Annotated in this window: 19 protein-coding genes and 2 pseudogenes; 11 read left to right on the forward strand and 10 right to left on the reverse strand. The window is 64.5% G+C overall.

The features are described 5' to 3' along the window. Positions 1 to 4: 4 nt before the first annotated feature. Positions 5 to 1,060, forward strand: a complete 1,056-nt coding sequence (locus tag GGD61_RS36515) for a dihydrodipicolinate synthase family protein (RefSeq protein WP_092261994.1) — start codon at positions 5 to 7, stop codon at positions 1,058 to 1,060. Continuing rightward, positions 1,057 to 1,830, forward strand: a complete 774-nt coding sequence (locus GGD61_RS36520) for an ABC transporter ATP-binding protein (protein WP_177237472.1) — start codon at positions 1,057 to 1,059, stop codon at positions 1,828 to 1,830. Before GGD61_RS36515 ends, GGD61_RS36520 begins: the two co-directional genes overlap by 4 nt. 149 nt (positions 1,831 to 1,979) lie before the next feature. Here the strand turns inward: GGD61_RS36520 and GGD61_RS36525 are convergent, their stop codons facing one another. The 3 genes from GGD61_RS36525 to GGD61_RS36535 form a co-directional block, all read right to left on the reverse strand. Then, entirely contained in the window at positions 1,980 to 3,071 is a 1,092-nt protein-coding gene (locus GGD61_RS36525; protein WP_092261992.1) for a TRAP transporter substrate-binding protein, read from the reverse strand. A 211-nt stretch (positions 3,072 to 3,282) separates the two neighbouring features. After that, positions 3,283 to 3,540, reverse strand: coding sequence for a hypothetical protein (locus GGD61_RS36530; RefSeq protein ID WP_018322933.1), 258 nt, complete (start codon positions 3,538 to 3,540; stop codon positions 3,283 to 3,285). Between the two features lie 67 nt (positions 3,541 to 3,607). Continuing rightward, positions 3,608 to 4,573 (reverse strand): DUF2778 domain-containing protein, encoded by a 966-nt coding sequence (locus GGD61_RS36535; RefSeq protein WP_092262069.1) that lies wholly within the window; start codon positions 4,571 to 4,573, stop codon positions 3,608 to 3,610. 189 nt (positions 4,574 to 4,762) lie between these two features. Between GGD61_RS36535 and GGD61_RS36540 the strand changes: the two genes are divergently transcribed. Both GGD61_RS36540 and GGD61_RS36545 read left to right on the forward strand, forming a co-directional pair. Continuing rightward, the gene (locus tag GGD61_RS36540; RefSeq protein WP_018322931.1) at positions 4,763 to 5,194 is read left to right on the forward strand and encodes a DUF1810 domain-containing protein; all 432 of its coding nucleotides are present in this window, start codon (positions 4,763 to 4,765) and stop codon (positions 5,192 to 5,194) included. A 105-nt stretch (positions 5,195 to 5,299) separates the two neighbouring features. Continuing rightward, the gene (locus tag GGD61_RS36545) at positions 5,300 to 7,381 is read left to right on the forward strand and encodes a methyl-accepting chemotaxis protein (RefSeq protein WP_183232135.1); all 2,082 of its coding nucleotides are present in this window, start codon (positions 5,300 to 5,302) and stop codon (positions 7,379 to 7,381) included. A 6-nt stretch (positions 7,382 to 7,387) separates the two neighbouring features. Here the strand turns inward: GGD61_RS36545 and GGD61_RS36550 are convergent, their stop codons facing one another. Beyond that, complete coding sequence (locus GGD61_RS36550) at positions 7,388 to 7,978, reverse strand: NADPH-dependent FMN reductase (protein ID WP_092261990.1); 591 nt, start codon at positions 7,976 to 7,978, stop codon at positions 7,388 to 7,390. Between the two features lie 49 nt (positions 7,979 to 8,027). Next, the gene (locus tag GGD61_RS36555) at positions 8,028 to 8,975 is read right to left on the reverse strand and encodes an AraC family transcriptional regulator (protein ID WP_092262068.1); all 948 of its coding nucleotides are present in this window, start codon (positions 8,973 to 8,975) and stop codon (positions 8,028 to 8,030) included. A gap of 297 nt (positions 8,976 to 9,272) precedes the next feature. Here GGD61_RS36555 and GGD61_RS36560 point away from each other — a divergent pair, with 297 nt between their 5' ends. From GGD61_RS36560 to GGD61_RS36570, 3 genes are read left to right on the forward strand one after another with little or no spacing between them, the layout of a single operon-like run. Next, positions 9,273 to 10,376: a DUF2336 domain-containing protein gene (locus GGD61_RS36560; RefSeq protein WP_092261989.1), complete on the forward strand. Its 1,104-nt coding sequence runs from the start codon at positions 9,273 to 9,275 to the stop codon at positions 10,374 to 10,376. A 3-nt stretch (positions 10,377 to 10,379) separates the two neighbouring features. Further along, complete coding sequence (locus GGD61_RS36565) at positions 10,380 to 10,712, forward strand: PilZ domain-containing protein (protein ID WP_028144927.1); 333 nt, start codon at positions 10,380 to 10,382, stop codon at positions 10,710 to 10,712. A 50-nt stretch (positions 10,713 to 10,762) separates the two neighbouring features. Further along, positions 10,763 to 11,881: an HD-GYP domain-containing protein gene (locus GGD61_RS36570; protein WP_092261988.1), complete on the forward strand. Its 1,119-nt coding sequence runs from the start codon at positions 10,763 to 10,765 to the stop codon at positions 11,879 to 11,881. Between the two features lie 27 nt (positions 11,882 to 11,908). Here GGD61_RS36570 and GGD61_RS36575 read toward each other — a convergent pair whose 3' ends face one another. Both GGD61_RS36575 and GGD61_RS36580 read right to left on the reverse strand, forming a co-directional pair. Further along, a complete protein-coding gene (locus tag GGD61_RS36575) occupies positions 11,909 to 12,112 on the reverse strand; it encodes a hypothetical protein (RefSeq protein ID WP_018322924.1) in 204 nt (67 codons plus the stop codon). A 133-nt stretch (positions 12,113 to 12,245) separates the two neighbouring features. Continuing rightward, on the reverse strand, positions 12,246 to 12,515 hold the full coding sequence (locus tag GGD61_RS36580; protein WP_244550825.1) for a hypothetical protein: 270 nt from the start codon (positions 12,513 to 12,515) through the stop codon (positions 12,246 to 12,248). 158 nt (positions 12,516 to 12,673) lie between these two features. Between GGD61_RS36580 and GGD61_RS36585 the strand changes: the two genes are divergently transcribed. Further along, a complete protein-coding gene (locus tag GGD61_RS36585) occupies positions 12,674 to 13,636 on the forward strand; it encodes an alpha/beta hydrolase (RefSeq protein ID WP_092261987.1) in 963 nt (320 codons plus the stop codon). 47 nt (positions 13,637 to 13,683) lie between these two features. Here GGD61_RS36585 and GGD61_RS36590 read toward each other — a convergent pair whose 3' ends face one another. After that, positions 13,684 to 14,055, reverse strand: a complete 372-nt coding sequence (locus tag GGD61_RS36590; protein ID WP_183232136.1) for a nuclear transport factor 2 family protein — start codon at positions 14,053 to 14,055, stop codon at positions 13,684 to 13,686. An 87-nt stretch (positions 14,056 to 14,142) separates the two neighbouring features. On the opposite strand from GGD61_RS36590, the gene GGD61_RS36595 reads away from it, so the two are divergent. Next, on the forward strand, positions 14,143 to 14,706 hold the full coding sequence (locus GGD61_RS36595; RefSeq protein WP_092262067.1) for a TetR/AcrR family transcriptional regulator: 564 nt from the start codon (positions 14,143 to 14,145) through the stop codon (positions 14,704 to 14,706). 15 nt (positions 14,707 to 14,721) lie between these two features. Here GGD61_RS36595 and GGD61_RS36600 read toward each other — a convergent pair whose 3' ends face one another. Next, a complete protein-coding gene (locus GGD61_RS36600) occupies positions 14,722 to 15,189 on the reverse strand; it encodes a cupin domain-containing protein (RefSeq protein ID WP_092261985.1) in 468 nt (155 codons plus the stop codon). Positions 15,190 to 15,394: 205 nt separating this feature from the next. Here GGD61_RS36600 and GGD61_RS36605 point away from each other — a divergent pair, with 205 nt between their 5' ends. Then, entirely contained in the window at positions 15,395 to 15,643 is a 249-nt protein-coding gene (locus GGD61_RS36605; RefSeq protein ID WP_092261984.1) for a hypothetical protein, read from the forward strand. A 164-nt stretch (positions 15,644 to 15,807) separates the two neighbouring features. Here GGD61_RS36605 and GGD61_RS41525 read toward each other — a convergent pair. Further along, a pseudogene (locus GGD61_RS41525) lies at positions 15,808 to 16,681 on the reverse strand (MBL fold metallo-hydrolase). A 187-nt stretch (positions 16,682 to 16,868) separates the two neighbouring features. On the opposite strand from GGD61_RS41525, the pseudogene GGD61_RS40885 reads away from it, so the two are divergent. Continuing rightward, positions 16,869 to 17,344, forward strand: a pseudogene (locus GGD61_RS40885) (REP-associated tyrosine transposase). Positions 17,345 to 17,605: the final 261 nt, after the last annotated feature.

A 17,605-nucleotide genomic window follows, 5' to 3' on the forward strand; every position in this document is an offset into this window, starting at 1 on the left:
CATCATGCATCACAGCCAGATCAACAGCGACATCCGCAACCTGATCACTGAGGGCACCGTGATACCGGCGCATCCGCTCGCGCTCACCGCCGAGCGCCAGCTCGACAAGACGCATCAGCGTGCGCTGACGCGCTATTACATCGACGCCGGCTCTGGCGGCCTTGCCGTCGGCGTGCACACGACGCAGTTCGCGATCCGCGACGTCGGTCTCTACCGTCCGGTGCTCGAGCTCGCCGCCGAGACCGCGGCCAACTGGACCAGGCGACCGCTGGCGATGGTCGCAGGCCTCGCGGGTCCGACAAACCAGGCGGTCACCGAAGCCCGCACCGCGCGCGACATCGGCTATCATGCCGGCCTGCTCAGCCTCGCCGCGATGAAGAGCGCCTCCGAGGACGAGATCATCGCGCACTGCACGGCAGTCGCCGCCGAGATCCCGCTGGTCGGCTTCTATCTTCAGCCGGCCGTCGGCGGCGTCATCCTCTCCGCCCGGTTCTGGCAGCGCTTCGCCTCGATCGACAATGTCATCGCGATCAAGATCGCGCCGTTCAACCGCTATCGTACCCTCGACGTCCTGCGCGGCGTCGCGGCCGCCGGCGCGCTCGACCGCGTCGCGCTCTACACCGGCAATGACGACCACATCCTGCTCGATCTGATGCTGCCGTTCGATCTGCGCGACAACGGCGTCACCACGCGCACCTACTTCAAGGGCGGTCTGCTCGGCCATTGGTCGGTGTGGACGGCCAGTGCAATCAAGCAGTTCGAGCGCTGCAAGGCGGCGCGGCACAAGGACAGCGTGCCGGCCGACCTGCTGGCACTCGATGCCCGCGTCACCGACTGCAACAGCGCCTTCTTCGACGTCGCCAACAATTTCCACGGCTGCATCGCCGGCTGCCACGAAGTGCTGCGGCGCCAGGGCCTGATGAAAGGCCTGTGGTGCCTCGATCCGAACGAGGGCCTCAGCCCCGGCCAGAAAGAGGAGATCGACCGCGTCTATCGCGCGCACGCCGACCTCAGCGACGATGCCTTCGTTGCCGCCAATCGGGACAAGTGGCTGGCATGAGCCCTGCCCCCTTCATCAGCCTGCAGGGCGTCCGCAAGGTCTATCGCAGCGGCGGCGCCGAATTCCTGGCGGTGTCCGACGTCACCATGGACGTGCAGGAAGGTGAGCTGGTCTCGCTGGTCGGCCCGTCCGGCTGCGGCAAGACCACCGTGATGAAGATCCTGGCCGGCCTGCACGGCGCCGACGGCGGCACGGTGAAGATCGGCAACGCCAACAGCCCGTTCGATCCGACCCGCGACATCGGCATGGTGTTCCAGCAGGCCTTGCTGCTGAAATGGCGGACGATCCTGGACAATGTGCTGCTGCCGGCCGAGATCGTCGGCCTGCCGATGAAGGCCGCGCGCGAGCGGGCGCGCGATCTTCTCAACCTCGTGGGCCTTGCCGGCTTTGAGCAGAAATATCCGCAGCAGCTCTCCGGCGGCATGCAGCAACGCACCGCGATCGCACGCGCCTTCATTCACGATCCAAAGCTGATCCTGATGGATGAGCCGTTCGGCGCGCTGGACGCGCTGACGCGTGAGCAGATGAATCTGGAGATGCTGCGGATCTGGCGGGAGAGCGGCAAGACCATCATCTTCGTCACGCATTCGATCCAGGAAGCCGTGTTCCTGTCCTCGCATTGCGCGGTGCTGACGGCGGGACCTGCGAAGATGGCCGACTATTTCCCGATCGACCTGCCCTTCCCGCGCGACTTGCCGCTGAAGACGACCGATGCGTTCGGCGCCTATGCAAGGCGGATCTACGCGAAGCTGGGGCTTGGGGCGGCGTAGGACCGCTTGCTCAGGTCCCGTAGGGTGGGCAAAGCGAAGCGTGCCCACCAATTCTACGAAACGCGGGGCAGTCGTAGGCACGGCGCAAGGGCGCCTTTGCCCACCCTACGAGAGCGCGGCGCGATCGCGGCACCGCGCCCTCCTCACAATCAGCTCTTGTTGCGCATCTTGCTGAGCAGATAGTTGTCGTAGAAGTTCTCCGCGATCTGCGTATAGAACAGCAGCTCCTTCATATACGCGTCGTGGCTTTCCTTGGTCCGCTTGAACAGGTCGCTCTTGGCGGCGAGCTCGTTCAGATGCTCCTGGGTGGCGTTGTAGCAGGCCTCCAGCACCGGTTGCGGGAACGCCCTCAGCTCCGCGCCGTTCGCGATCAGCCGCTTCAGCGCCGCCGGATTCACGCTGTCGTATTTCTCGAGCATCCATGCGCCAGCCGCCGCGCCGGCCTGGTTGACGATCGCCTGGTACTGCTTGGGCAGCGACGCCCATTTCTCGTCGTTGACGATCATGTGCAGCATCGCGCCGCCTTCCCACCAGCCCGGGAAGTAATAGTACTTGGCGACCTTCTGGAAGCCGAGCTTCTCGTCGTCATAGGGACCGACGAACTCGACCGCGTCGATCGTGCCCTTCTCCAGCGCCGGATAGATGTCGCCGCCCGCGATCTGCTGCGGCACGACGCCGAGCTTGGCAAGCACGTGGCCGCCCATGCCCGCGATGCGGAATTTGAGGCCCTTGAGGTCGTCGACGGTCTTGATCTCCTTGCGGAACCAGCCGCCCATCTGGGTGCCGGAATTGCCGCAGAGGATGGCGTGCGCCTTGAACGGCTTGAGCGCTTCATTGGTGAGATCGGCGCCGCCGCCGAAGTGCCACCACGATTCCTGATGGCGGTGATTCATGCCGAACGGCGCACCGGTGGCGTAGGCCAGCGCCGGCTCCTTGCCGATGTAGAAATAGAGCGGGGTCTGCGCCATCTCCACCGATGCGGTGCTGACGGCATCGAGCGCCTGCAGGCCCGGAACGATCTCGCCGGCGCCGAAGGTCTGGATCTGGAATTTGTTGTCGGTGGCCTCAGCGACGTATTTCGCGAAGGTCTGCGCCGTGCCGTAGATGGTGTCGAGCGACTTCGGGAAGCTCGACGTCAGGCGCCATTTGATCTCGGGCGCGCTCTGCGCGATCGCAGGTGCGGCAACCAGCGTCGTCGCGCCGGCGACCGCGCCGCCCTTGAGGAATGTACGGCGTTTCATGATGGGGTCTCTCCCTGAACTAAATTTCAAACATATGGCTTGCGGCGGCGATCTTCGCCGACCGTTTGCCCGTTCCCGTAGCGGAGTTCAAGATGCGCGAGGAGAAGACCCGTAGTCCGATGGAGCGCCGCAATCCGGGAATCGTGCCACAAGCGACGCCCGGATTTCGCTGCGCTCTATCCGGGCTGCGAGATTGTGAGCTGAGACGGCTTCAGAGCAGCTTGGCGCTGACGAACAGCGCGCGCACGGCGTTGGTTGCCTGCACCGCCAGCATCGCGTTACCGGCTGCGCCTTCCAGAGCCTCGACGGCGTCCTCGTGCAGGGAGCGGAATTCCATCCATTCGACCGACTTGAAGTTGGTCAGGAATTGATAGGCCTGACCGACGGTCGCGATCGCCAACGTGTCGCCGTTCAGCTTGATCTTGAACGTCGTACGCAGCGGGGTCTCGGAACTTGATGGATCACTCATGGGCTGCTTCTGGACGATGACGGCTTAACGAAGGGGAAACGGCAGCCCCGCCGAAAGCAGGCGAATATCAGGAGTCGGTGCTGGCGCGCTGCGAGGCAGTCGCAGATCCGCTCAGGCTCGGCACCACGACCAGGCGGTTGAACTCGCCATTGTCGTAAGCCTTGAGGAAGCGATCATAGTCCTTGATCGAGACGCAGCCGTTGGAATCGCCGCGCGGCCCGAGCATGTAATTGTGGGTGAGAAGGCCGACGCGGCCGAGCGCGCTGGTGCCATCGGTGGGAGTCAGGCGCAGCGCGCGGACACCGTGGAACAGCTTCTCGCGCGGCTTCAGGTCGTAGGTTGCGGGCGGGGTCGCGCCGACCATGCGCTGGTCGACATGATTGGGGTCGTCCATCAGCGCGCCCATGCCGGAATGGGCTTCCAGCGCGACGCCGCTCGGCAGGTAAAGTGCCTTGGCCTTGATGTCATAGACCGCCGTCCGCGAATCGTAGCCGAGGGCGGCCAGATCCGGCGCCTTGGCGAACAGGCCGTCGCTGGGCGTCAGCGAGGCGAGCCTGATCTTGTCGGTGAATTTTTCGAAGAAGTTGCGGTTGTCGACCCTGGGGTTGGTCTCCGCATAGGCCTGGCTGGAGGCGATCTGGGCGGAGAGGTCCGCCTGGGTCGGGCGCGAGCGCGGCATCGGGATGGCGTCGGCACGCTGCGAGGGCCTCGTCTCGTCGACCACGTGCCGGTCATCATCGGTCAGGGTCGTGCGCCAATCGTCGCCCTGGAGCTTCTGGGCGAGCATTGCCTTGGCGTCGCGGAGCTTGAGCTGGACCGCACTCAGGGCGGAACGCTCCATCGTCCGCAGGCCGAGCTCGCGGGCGGGCGGGTTGCCGGACGCCGACGCGAAACGATCCTCGAAAGAAGGGGCATTGGCCGGCGGCAGCGCAGCAGTGATTAGCGGGGTCGAATTGCCAAAATTCGAATTCCCGATGTCAGTGACCCAGGCGGCGGCGCCAAGCGCCATCGCGACTGCGGCCAGAGACAGCAGAATTCTCTCGGCTCGCCCGACACGGCGGCGCGACAACAGCCTCTCGGCATGTGCTGCGTCGGAAACCATCAGATCCCCAAATCGACCCCCGGGGGGCCCAACCCCCGCCCGGAGACTCTATACCAGCTACCACATTGGGAGCCAAAAGTTAGGCATAATCGCGGCCGGCAAGCCCTCCTAAGGTATCCAATGACCGATCCTTTCGATCTAGAGCGCTTCGTAACGGCCCAGAACCCGGTTTTTCGCGCCGTCCAGGCGGAGCTGGCCCGGGGCCGGAAGCAGACTCACTGGATGTGGTTCGTCTTCCCTCAGATCGCCGGCCTCGGCTTCAGCGCCATGTCGCAGCGCTACGCCATCGGCTCCCCCGCGGAGGCCAAGGCCTATCTCGCCCATCCCGTGCTCGGGGCGCGCCTGATCGAATGCACCGGGCTGGTGCTCGCGGTTCAGGGCCGGAGCATCAACGCGATCCTCGGCGCGCCGGACGATTCCAAATTCCGCTCGTCGATGACGCTGTTCGGCGCGGTCTCCGATGAGCCCGTGTTCGGCGAGGCGCTCGCCCGCTATTTCGCAGGCGAACGCGACGCCGCGACGCTGGAAATCCTTGCCACCCTCGGTCGCTAAGCCAGGCGCGCACCCGCGGCATCCACCAGCGTAAACCCGCGATTAATACGGTCTGTCTATTTTCCGGAGAATATCTTTCTCCCCGCGCCAATTGCCGGACAGATCATGAAAATCGGAACGCTGCTGACCACCGCCATCGTCTCGCTCTCGACCGTGGGTGGCGGCCTCGCCGTCTACGTCGCCGTGACCAAGTACCAAACGATGGAGCGGATCGGCGAGGCGCAAGGCCGCCTGGCGATCGTCCGCGCCGCCAGCGATATCCCGCGCTATCTCAACCCCGAGCGCGGCTTCTCCACCAACATCCTCTACGGCCCCGCCACGATCGACCCTGCACTGCTCGCCGAACAGAACAAGCTGCGCAAGCAGACCGACGGCGCCCGCGACAGGATGAACGCGCTGCGCAAGGAGCTGCCCGGCTCGTTCGACGACGGCAACAGCGTCGGCAGCAACATCGATGGAATCAATGCGAAATTCACCGCCTTGCGCGAGGCCATCGACAAGGCGCTCACCGGGCCGGCGGAGGCCCGCAAGGACGCAGCCAAGAAGATCGTCGCAGACAATGCCGTGCTCAACAGCGGCGTGACCGCGCTGCTGAACGAGCAGGTCCGCCGCATGGCGATCCTGAACGGCGACGCCTACCGGCAGGCCAGCTACGCCAATACCGCCATGACGCTGCGCGACGTCGGCGGCTTCAACTCGAGCCTGCACAAGAACCTCGTCGGCGGCAAGAAGCCGGCGACCGATGCCGAGAAGGCTGACATCGGCCGCTCGCAGGGCCGCAACGACCAACTCGTGATGGCCCTTCTGGAATTGCGCGGCAATCCGGCAACGCCGGCGAACGTCGCCACCGCGCTGGAAAAGTTCAATTCGATCTATGTCGAGGAATTCGGCCGCGAGCTCAAGCTCGTCAAGGACGGCGCCGTCAGCGGCAAGTACGAACACGATATGGACACCTATTACGCCGCCACGCAGCGCGGCCTCGGCACCATCATCGAGGTCCGCGACGCGTTCTATGACAATGCCGAGCAGATCCTCGCCGGCGCCTCCTCGGCCGCGCGCACCAGCTTCACCATCGCGCTTGCAGGCCTTGCCGCCGTGCTCGTCGCGAGCGTCGGCCTCATCGTGATGGTTCGCCGCCGCGTCTGCGCGCCGATCGTCGGCCTGAGGAGCCGGATGTCGCGGCTTGCCGAGGGCGAGGTTGCGGACAGCATCCCGGGCGCCGAGCGCTCCGACGAGATCGGGGCGATGGCTGCCGCCGTCCAGGTCTTCAAGGACAACATGATCCGGGCCGACCGGCTCGCGGCCGAGAAGCAGGCCGAGAACGACGGCAAGATGCGCCGCGCCCAGGCGCTCGACGAACTCACCCGCGCGTTCGAGGCCAAGGTCACCGAGCTCGTCGGCGGCCTGTCCCGGGCCTCCTCGACCATGGAAAGCACGGCCCAGTCGATGACTTCGACGGCGGCCCAGACCAACAGCCAGGCCGCGGTCGTCGCCACAGCCTCCGAGCAGACCTCGACCAACGTGCAGACCGTCGCCAGCGCCACCGAGGAGCTGACCTCCTCGATCTCAGAGATTGGTCGTCAGGTCGCGCAATCCACCGAGATCGCGGCCCGCGCCGTCGAGAACGCCCGCCGCACCGGCGACACCGCACGCACCCTCGCCGAGGGCGCGCAGAAGATCGGTGACGTCGTCACGCTGATCCAGAGCATTGCCGAGCAGACCAATCTGCTCGCGCTGAACGCGACCATCGAGGCCGCCCGCGCCGGTGAGGCCGGCCGCGGCTTTGCCGTGGTCGCCTCCGAGGTGAAATCGCTGGCGGGCCAGACCGCCAAGGCCACCACCGAAATCTCTGAGCAGATCACGGCGATCCAGACCGCGAGCAACGAGACCGTGGCCGCGATCCGCAACGTGGCCGACGTCATCGGCGAGATCGACCAGATCGGCACCGCGATCGCCGCGGCGATCGAGCAACAGGGCTCGGCGACCAAGGAGATCGCCCGCAGCGTCCAGGAGGCCGCCCGCGGCACCCAGGAGGTGAACACCAACATCGCAGGCGTGCAGCGCGCTGCCGACGACACCGGCGCGGCCGCAAGGGAAGTGCTCGGCGCCGCCGAGCAGCTCTCGACCCAGTCGCGCGATCTCGCCGGCCAGTTCGACCGCTTCCTCGGCGAAGTCAGGGCGGCGTAGACAAGTTCAATAAGGCGGCGCCTTGCGCGCCCGCTGCGCCTTCGCCGCCTCGATCCACCAGGCGAGATCGTCGGCAAAGCGCGGGAACGCGCGCTCCAGGGCCTTGCCGCCATCACCGATCGGCTCGCCGTCGGCCGACAATGTCTGTGCGATCGGGCCGACCCCGATGGTGCTCGACACCACCACCATGCCCATCTCCGACAGCGTGCCGTGCCAGGCGGTCGCGGCGCGCGCGCCCGAGAAGCGGCCGGCGGAATAGCTCACGATCGCGGCCGGACGCCAGAACCACTCTTCGAGGAAGTGGTCGGTGAGATTCTTCAGGCCGGGCTGGATGCCCCAATTGTACTCGCCGGTGACGAAGACGAATCCGTCGGCGTCGCGGATCTGTCCGGCCAGAATCTCCAACGCTTCGGGTGCCGACCCCTTCGGATACTCCTTGTACATGCGATCGAGCATCGGCAGGCCGATCGCCTTGGCGTCGATCAAGGTGACATCGTCGCCCCGCGCGCGCAGCCGGTTGATGACGAAATTCGCAAGGCGGATGCCCATGCGGTCGGAACGGTAGGAACCGTAGAGGACGAGGATGCGATTGCTCATGGCCGGATGGTAGCACAAAACCGGCGTCCGGCCCTACTCGATCCGTCAACTATCGCCCGCGTCCGCGCTCCAGCGTTTGCGACGGCGTCTCGCCAAACTGGTCGCGGTAACTTCGGGAGAAATCGCTGAGATGCCAGAAGCCGAACGCAAGCGCCACCGCCTTGACGCTGTCGGCGCCGGCGAGCAGCCGTCGGCGCTCCAGCCACAGCCGGCGCAGGCGCAAGTAACGGTGCAGGCTCATGCCGCGATAGCGGCGGATGACGTCGTGCATGGTGCGGACGGACAGTCCGAGCTTGCGGGCAATCTCCTCGCTGTAGATCGGCTGCGAGAGGTCATCGGACAGTAGCGCACTGATATCCCGGAACATCCTGAAGTTCCGCTCGTCATTGGGGCGCAGCGTCCAGCGGACCGAAACGACATCTCCCAACACGTGGTCGACGGCCGCGAGCAGGGATTCCTTCATTGCCCTTGCCTTGACCGGGAGATCTGACGCCTCGACGGGCTCTGAGGCCGCGGCCAGCACCTCACGCACCACACTGCGCAGCCGGTCCAGGCCAGCGGCACTCGTTTCGAAAATCTTGAAGGTCTGGGAAGCTGTGGGCCAGCCGCGGTCCCTCACCTCCGGGCTGAAAACCACTGAGGCGATTTGCCGCTGCACCTCCTCGATGACGGTGTAGGCCGCGCCGCCGCTGCCAATGACCACGGCCGGGCGCGCACGTTGCGAGCCATTGAAGCGAATGGGGACGTTGAGGTCGTCCATCGTGAAGCCGATCGCCGTGCAATTCCCGACGAGCTGTGCATCAACGACCCGGGGAAACGCGCACGTCAAATTCACGTCGCACCCGGGCAACGACAGAATTGTCTGCTCAGACGAAATCTTCCGTACGAAAGGCGTGAACTCGAAATTCAGCCCGCGTATGGCGCTTCGAAATTCGTCGACGTCTGAAAAACGAAATGTCTTGAGTGCCAGCCTGGGCACGTCATCAATGCTGTTCATGAAAATACGAAACCCGGTGTCGCAATCGACGCGCATCCGGCAACGGTGCCGATCCGCTTCCCCTTTGTGGTTTCTCGTCGGACCTGAAGAATCAATCCTAACGTGTCCTGATCAATTGGGAAGGGTCCAACTGAAAGGACAAGCCGGGACGTCGAGCCTTGCCGATTTTCGATAGCATTTCCCGAAATGCCGCGGTGTATAAAACCCTGGGATTTAATTCTCAAAATTAAAAATTAACATCTTTGAGGCCCAATAGAGCTCGTTAAATCGATAGCTATTTTATTTCAGGCTCCTGCCATGATGGCAAATTCGCCTGCTGATATTTTGGTCGAGTTGGAGGATGCGGTCGCAACTTGCCCGCTGGACCGCTGCGCTCGCATCCTCGAAGGCATTTTGCAGCTGCTCACCGGCAGCCGCGACCGGCCTCAGGAATTGCTGGCCAGTGTGGTCGACGGCGTCCTGCTTCGATTGACGGAGCGGGTCGAGGCCAGCGCATTGATTCAACTCGGCGCGGCGCTTGCCGAGCTCAAAGTGGCTCCGCCGAAGACCCTGCAACGTCTTGCCTTACACGACGATCCCGGCGTGGCCTGCCCCGTTCTGCTCAAATCGCAGGCGCTCTCCACGTCCGATCTCGAAACAATCGCGATCTCGAGCGGCGAACCGCAGCAACTCGCGATCGCTGTCCGAGCGCGCATCGAACCCCGATTGACCGAGACGCTCATCAAGCGCGGCGGCCGCGCCGTTCACCTTGCGCTGATCAGCAACGCAGGGGCGCGGTTCTCCGATGCCGCCTACGTCGCGCTCGTTGAAACGTGCGCAAGCGATGACGAACTCACGAAGGCCCTGGCGCTCAGACCAGGCACGCCAGATCCGGTCCTGCGGAAATTGCTGCCGGCCTCGCCGGCCCCCGACGCTCGCGCGGAGCCAAAGGCTTCCACCGTCTCGTGTCCTCGAGCGGCAGCGCCGATCGTGCCCAAGCTGCCTAGCGCGGCCGCCTATGCAAGCGCACGGCCGGAGATCATCGCGCTCAACCGCATCGGCAAGCTCAACGATTCTGCGGTGAACCGCTTCGCGATCCGCGGCGAGACCGCCAATTTGTTCACCGCCTTGTCGGTGCTTTCGGGGACCCCCATCGAGATCGTCGAGCACGTCATGACCGACGGCGATTGCGAAGGCCTGGTGATGGCCTGCCGGGCGTCGCGGCTAAACTGGCAGACCACGCTTGCCATCCTGAGCAACCGCAGCGGCACCAGGCTTTCCTTTACCGAGCGCGAACGCGCACAACACGTTTTCGAGACGCTGCTGCTGTCGACCAGTCAGTGGACGGTGCGTTGGGGGGAAATCGCCGCAAGCGTCAAGGAGAGCAGTCGGCGAGATCGCGGCGCAAAAACGGGGGGGTAGCCGATGAAGTTCGACGGCCGCAAGGCGGCGCGCGTGCGGATGGACCACAGGCAGGCCGTCAATCTGATGGGCTCTGACGGCACATGGCGGCGCAGCTGCGTTCTGCTCGACGTGTCGCAGACAGGCGCAAAGGTCGAGGTCGAGGGCACGCTGGACGTGCTGCAGGCCAAGGAATTCTTCATGCTGCTGTCGTCGACCGGGCTCGCCTATCGGCGCTGCGAGTTGGTCTGGATCGATGGCACCACGGCCGGCATTCACTTCGTCACCGCTGACGGCAAAAAGAAGCCGGCGAGCGCACCCTCGGCTGCTACGCAGACCGTCGCCCGAAGCAAATAGGCCTACAATTCATCCCAATTATTGCAATCCACGATAGTCCAGGTCGAGCCGTGCAGAACGCGCGAACCATCCTCAGCCCCGTCAACGCGGACGGCATCCGCGAGAAGGAAGCGGCCCGCTCCTTCGTGCATGTGCTGGCGGATACGTCCGACAGGCTGGCCGGCGTCTGCACGATCCTTGAGGACCGTTTCGCCGTCGCCGGCGAACGGCTGGACGCCGAAGCCAAGCTGTCGCAGGTGCCCGCCGCCATCGTCATCCGCGCGGACCTGCGCGACGTCGACAATATCGCCGCCCTCAAGAGACGGGCTGGCAAGCTCGCCAAGGCGAAGAAGCGGATATTTCTCCTCGAGCACAGCTCTCACGTCGGTATCTCGCAAGCCTACGCGCTCGGGGCGACGCTGGTCCTTCCCAGCACTGTCGGCCGGACCAAACTGCTGGCGGCACTAACCGATCCGGCCGACGGATCGTCCGCTGCGTCAGGCGACACACTGCAACCGGACAACGCCGTCGAGGCGGCGGCGACCGCTGTCGCATCGATGTTCACGGCTGTGACCCTGGGCCAACCTCTTGACATAGACGGCACCAAGGAGGCCGGCCGCCAGATCGCCGATCGCATAACCGAGCGAGGTCTTTCGGAATGGCTCTCGACGGTACGGCGCCACCACGAGGGAACCTATCAGCACTGCCTGCTCGTGACCGGCCTCGCCATCGACTTCGGCCTGAGCCTCGGTGTCGGAAGAGCCGATCTGGAGCGTCTGTACTCGGCAGCCATGTTCCACGACATCGGCAAGGCGCAGATTCCGCTGGCCATTCTCGACAAGCCGGGCCGCCTCGATGCGGAAGAACGTGCCCAGATCGAGACCCATCCAGCCGCGGGCCACGCGTTTCTGAAAGGGCACGACAAGATTTCACCGGAAATTCTCGATGCCGTTCGTCATCATCACGAGTACCTCGACGGCAGCGGCTATCCCGATGCGCTCTGCGCCGAGAGCATTGGCGACATCGTGCGGATTTTGACCATCTCGGACATCTTCGCGGCGCTGATCGAGCGCCGGCACTACAAGCCGACCATGCCGCGCGCGGAGGCCTACAACGTCTTGTGCGGGATGAATGGGAAGCTGGAGAAGGCTCTGGTCCACTCATTCAAGCAGGTCGCGCTCACGCGGTGAGCGCGACAGACCCGTCTCGAACGCACCCTAATGGGTCGCGCGATGGCTGGCGCGGTGCGGGATGGACCGGCAGGCCAGGCCGTCGGCCAGCAGCTTCATGTCCTCATGCCTGCCGCTGCGTATCAGCCGGCCGAACTCTTCGGGTGTGAAAGGAAGACTTGGATCAGCATCGATGGGGCGCCGCAGCCGCGGGCCGAAGAACCATCGAACCAGGCTAGCCAGCCGCCGCATGTCAATTCCCTCGCGCCAGCAACAAACCTCTCAGTCTGCATATTGTTCCTCCCGCATCTTCGAGATTGCAAGAGGCCGCGAACGACTCCGCACCAAAAAAATTTTGCGAGAGAATAATCTCCTCTTCATGATGCTAATCGGCAAAACCCACGTAGCGCACGAACTCTTCGTTATGCTCGCGGTCCGAGCGAACGGCGTTCGCGGCAAGTCGTCGTCGGGATAGCCCATCGCGACGCAGGTCATGATCATCTCGTCCTCCGGAATTTCTCGCGACCTCGCGCACGATGTCGGAGCGCATGATGCCCTGCCCGTTGATGACAGAGCCGAGACCGCGGTCCCGCGCCGCGAGCACGATGCCGTAGCAGGGCGCACCGAGATCGACCCGGCTCGTTCTTGAAGCCACGCACGCTGCGGGATGACTAGACCAGCGTTTCGAATTCCACCCTCTAAAGCCTCCCCGCCCTTCATCCACCGGCCTGACGACACGGCCGGTTGCCGATGCGGCGCGCAAAATCTATGCTAAGCGGCAAGCAAGACCAAGAACCCTGGAGGACCGCAACCATGGCCGCGCCACTCGATCCCGTCATCGCCCAGATCATTCCGCTCATGCCGATGCGCGATCCCACGGTCATGACGCCACAGAGCGCCCGCGATTCCTTGCGCGCACTGGCTGCCTCGCGCGCCGCCATCCCGCCGCCGCCCGTCGACGGCGTCGAGGACATCAAGGTGAAAGGTGGCGCCGGCACGCTTCCGGCACGCGTCTATCGGATCGGTAGCACGCCCGCGCCAACCGTGGTGTTCTTTCACGGTGGCGGCTGGGTCGCGGGCGACCTCGAGACCCATGACCGGCAGGCGCGTAATCTTGCGATCGAGACCGGCGCTGTCGTCATCTCCGTCGACTATCGCCGCCCGCCGGAGACGCGCTTTCCGGGCGCGTTCGAGGACGCCTTCGCCGCCGTGAGTGATATCTTCGACCGCGTCGCGGAATTTGGCGGCGACGCAAAACGCCTCGGCGTTGCCGGCGACAGCGCCGGCGGCAATCTCGCCGCGACCACTGCGATCGCCTGCCGCGATGCTGGCATCAAGCTCGCCGCGCAATTGCTGGTCTACCCCGTGACCGACGTCCTCGGCGCTTACGCCGACGTGCGCGAGAACGCGCGCTATCCCTCACGCGCCGAGAATGCCGAGGGCTACTTTCTGACGCGTGCCACGATGGAATGGTTTTGCGGCCATTATCTCGCCGAGCCCGATCACGCCCTTGATTGGCGCGTCTCGCCGCTGCGGGCCGCCTCACTTGCGGGCCTTGCACCCGCGGTCGTGACCACCGCCTGGTTCGATCCCCTGCGCGACGAGGGCGCTGCCTATGCGCGGACGCTGGAGGCCGCCGGCGTGCGGGTCAAGCACCATGAGGGCCCCGGCCTGATCCACGGCTATTTCGGCATGGGCGACGCCTCGGACGTGGCGCGTGCCGAGGCGCAGCGCGCGCGAGCCGACTTCAAGGCCCTGCTGGCGCGCGGGACCTGACGCAGAGCCGAGACACGGCGGACCCGATCTCTAGCGGCAGCGGACGGTCAGCCGGTGGCCGCCGCCACCTCGAAGAAGCCGGTCGCCTGAACCAGGCGACCATCTTCGCCAAAGCGGCCGAAGCTCTCGCCCTTGACGAAGACGCGGCCGGCGCCGTCGTACATGGTCCAGCGGAAAAGCGCCTGCCCGTGGTGTTCGAGGAAGCTGTCGTTCCTGAAGTAGGCGCCCGGAATTTTTTGCTGCGTCTGCCCGATGCGGGCCATCAAGGCTTCCCGCCCCGCCACCTGCGAGCCCGGATCCGTGTACACGCAATCGGCGGCCACGCTCTGTTCGAGCAGCCGACGCCGTTCGCTCTCCTCAACGGGCCCCCATGCGGCATGATAGGCGTTCCACGTCCCCAGTCGCGCTTCGTCGTTCATCTCGCAACACCCTCTTGCTTTTCCTGATCATGACAAATTGACAATTACCGACATTTTGTCAAGATGCGGACGATTGATGGGGAGATCATGGTTCAATCCCGCGCCTCGAAAGAACAGCTTGCCGTCGCGGCTGCGACCACGGTCTTTTCGCGCTACGGCTATGCCCGAACGACGATGGGCGACATCGCCTCTGAGGCGGGGATTTCGCGGCCCGCGCTCTACCTGCTCTTCCCCGACAAGGACGCGGTGTTCGCGGCAGTCATCCAGGGAATGGACGAGCAGAAGCATCGCGAGATCAGGGCCGCGATCGCCCGCCTCGACGGGCTTCACGCCAAGCTGCTCCACGCTTGCAAATCCTGGGGATGTCATGGCTTCGACCTGGTCGAGGCGCATCCGGATTCGGCCGATCTCTTCGACCTCCGCTTCCCCGCAGTCCGACAGGTCTATGACAATTTCCAGTCCCTGGTCGTCGAGCTCATCGGGGATCAGGTGCGGTCCGCAAGGGGAGCGGACGAGCCCGAAGTTTTGGCGCGCTGCCTCGTGTTCGGCATGCGCGGACTGCGGGAAACAGCCAGGAGCGGCAAGGAGATGCGGCGCTTGATCGCCGTTCAGGTCGCCATGCTCATCAGAAGCATCGACGGCAAGGTTTAGACTGTGCAGAGCGGCCTATCGCGCGCTCCGCGTTCCCTCTGCGCCGGTGTGCCCCCAAGTCTCGTCCCAATCCTGGCCGGCGGCGTCGACCACGCGGCCGTCGGCTTCGAAGAACTTGTTCGGCACCTGGAAGATCGCGAGGATCAGGGCCCCGTCCGGACACCAGGCGGCATGCCGGCTGCCTGCCTCGCGCCAGATGAATTCGCCGGCCTTGCAGGCGATGCCCTTGGCCGGCCCCTCCTTGTCGACGAGTGCGCCTTCGATCACCCAGCTCTGCTCGATGCCGACATGCTCGTGGTCGGGCAGCACCGATCCCGGCGCAAACCGCATCAAGGCGGTCATCAGGCCGGTGCGGCGATCGAACAGCAGTGTCTTGGCCTCGCACCCCGGAAAGCGCGTCGTCTGCCAATCCATGTCTTGCGGCCGAACCAGGTGCGAATGCTGATCGGCGGCTTCCCAGTGTTTCGGGATCACGGCGTCCATCACGATGCTCCATCCAGCTGAGCTGGCCAAGCCTAGCAGCATTGCCCGCCGCGGTCAGCGAGCAGTGCAACAGGAAGCGAGCCTGTTGCCAACTCCCACTCGAAAAAATCGCCAGCCGGACCGGACGGCAGGCCCTCATCCAGCTTGATTGCGCCACGATTCCCGGCTCCAATCTCTCCGCCATTTCTGGTTTACGGAGACACCTATGATGAAGCGGATTATCCTGGCTGCAATCGTTGCCACCTTTGCAGCAGGCTCGGCCTTCGCGCAAGAAACCTGCGAGAGCAAGGCGGTCGGCAAGGACGGCAAGCCGCTCGCCGGCGCCGCCAAGACCTCGTTCCTGAAGAAGTGCAAGGCCGACGCCTGCGCGCCCAAGGCCGTGAGCGCCGACGGCAAGCCGCTCGCCGGCGCTGCCAAGAACAGCTTTATGAAGAAGTGCGAGGTCAGCGCGTAAGGCGCGCTCGATCTACCCCTCGCCCCGCTTGCGCGGAGAGGGTTGGGGTGAGGGGGAGTCTCCGCGGGGCGGTGACAGCTGAGCCCGAGGAGAGTCCCCCTCACCCGAATTTGCGCTTCGCGCAAATTCGACCTCTCCCCGCAAGCGGGGCGAGGTGAAGAGGTTCACTCCCGCTTGAACTTATAATCAAACGCGTCGCCCAGCGGCTTGATCAGCCCCGCCGTCGGCGCCGGGAAATGAACCGGTAAAATCAGCGTGTCGGTGTCCGCCACGGAGGCGAAGAATTTTCGCCGCGAGAGCGTCGACTGCTTCGGGTCCCAATCCGGCTTCGCCGACCAGTCCGGCTCGCGGCACTGGATCTGGTGATGCATGAAGTCGCCCGCGACCACCGCGCGCTGGCCCTTCGAGACAATGTTCACGCAGCAATGACAGGGCGAGTGCCCCGGCGTCGGCGTCAGGGTGACGGTATCATCCAGCGCGTAATCATCGTCGACCAAGAGCGCCTGCCCCGCTTCGACGATCGGCAGGCAATTGTCGCGAAACACGGTCCCGGGCGGATTGCTGCCCTTGGCGTTCTCCGCTTCCCAGGCCGCGTATTCACCCTTGAAAGACGTATTTCGCATTCGGAAATGTCGGCACCCAGCGGCCGTCGCGCAAACTCGTGTTCCAGCCGGTGTGATCGATATGCAGATGCGTGCAGAACACGTAGTCGATCTGCTCAAAACCGATGCCGAGCGCGAACAGCTCGTTGCGCCAGCGCTCCTTGCCCGGAAAATCGAACGGCGGCGGATGGCCCTTGTCCTCGCCGGTGCAGGTATCGACCAAAATGGTGTAGCGGGGCGTGCGCACGACAAAGGTCTGGTAGGTGATGACCATCATGCCGCGCGCGGCGTCGAACACCTCCGGCTCCATCGTCGGCAGATGACGCCCGAACACGCCCTCGTCATAGGCCGGGAAGAAATCCCGCGGCCGCCGCCACGGCCCCTCCCGCTCGATCACGGCGTCGATGGTGATCTCGCCGATCCGGAGTTGCTTCATCGCCGTTTCACTCCCTTTTTTTCAAAAGCGTAGCGAGGGCGGCCGGGGCGTTCAAGCGAGCGAATTGATTGCAAATCTCTCGATCTGGTTGTAGCCCGGATGAAGCGAAGCGTAATCCGGGACGGTCTGCATGGTTCGCTATCGGCGCAATCTTCTTCCCGGCGGCACCTTCTTCTTCACCGTGACGCTGGACGATCGAACATCGTCCGCGCTGATCGATCATGTCGACCAACTGCGCGGCGCATTCCGCGTCACACGGGCCGAACGACCATTCGAGATCGACGCGATCGTGATCCTGCCCGATCACCTGCACGTCATCATGACGCTCCCGGACGAGACGCTGACTTCTCCGGGAGATGGCGGCGGATCAAGAGCCTATTCACTCACCGGCTGGCGTCGTCCGGCGCCCCGATCTCCCGCAACGACCGTGGCGAATTCGCTTTGTGGCAAAAGCGTTTCTGGGAGCACACCGTCCGCGACGATGCGGATTTCGAACGATGCGCCGATTACATTCATTATAATCCGGTCAAGCACGGGCTCGTCGCGTCACCGGTCGATTGGCCGTACTCATCGCTCCATCGCTACGTTCGGGCTGGTATGCTCGCTCCCGATTGGGGAGGCGTTGGCGAGATCACAGGCAATTTCGGCGAACGTGGAGACTGATCCCGGATTGCGCTGCGCTTCATCCGGGCTACGGGCCCAACAACCTGCACTTCGTAGCCTGGATGGAGCGAAGCGTAATCCGGGGCGACCATCCGCATCGCACGACTGCCCATGTGGCACGAATCCCGGATTGCGCTGCGCTTCATCCGGGCTACGGGTCCAACGACCTGCACTTCGTAGCCTGGATGGAGCGAAGCGTAATCCGGGGCGACCATCCGCATCGCACGACTGCCCATGTGGCACGAATCCCGGATTGCGCTG

Origin of the sequence: Bradyrhizobium sp. SBR1B (assembly GCF_014198205.1) — a bacterium.
In the GTDB taxonomy this organism is placed as follows: domain Bacteria; phylum Pseudomonadota; class Alphaproteobacteria; order Rhizobiales; family Xanthobacteraceae; genus Bradyrhizobium.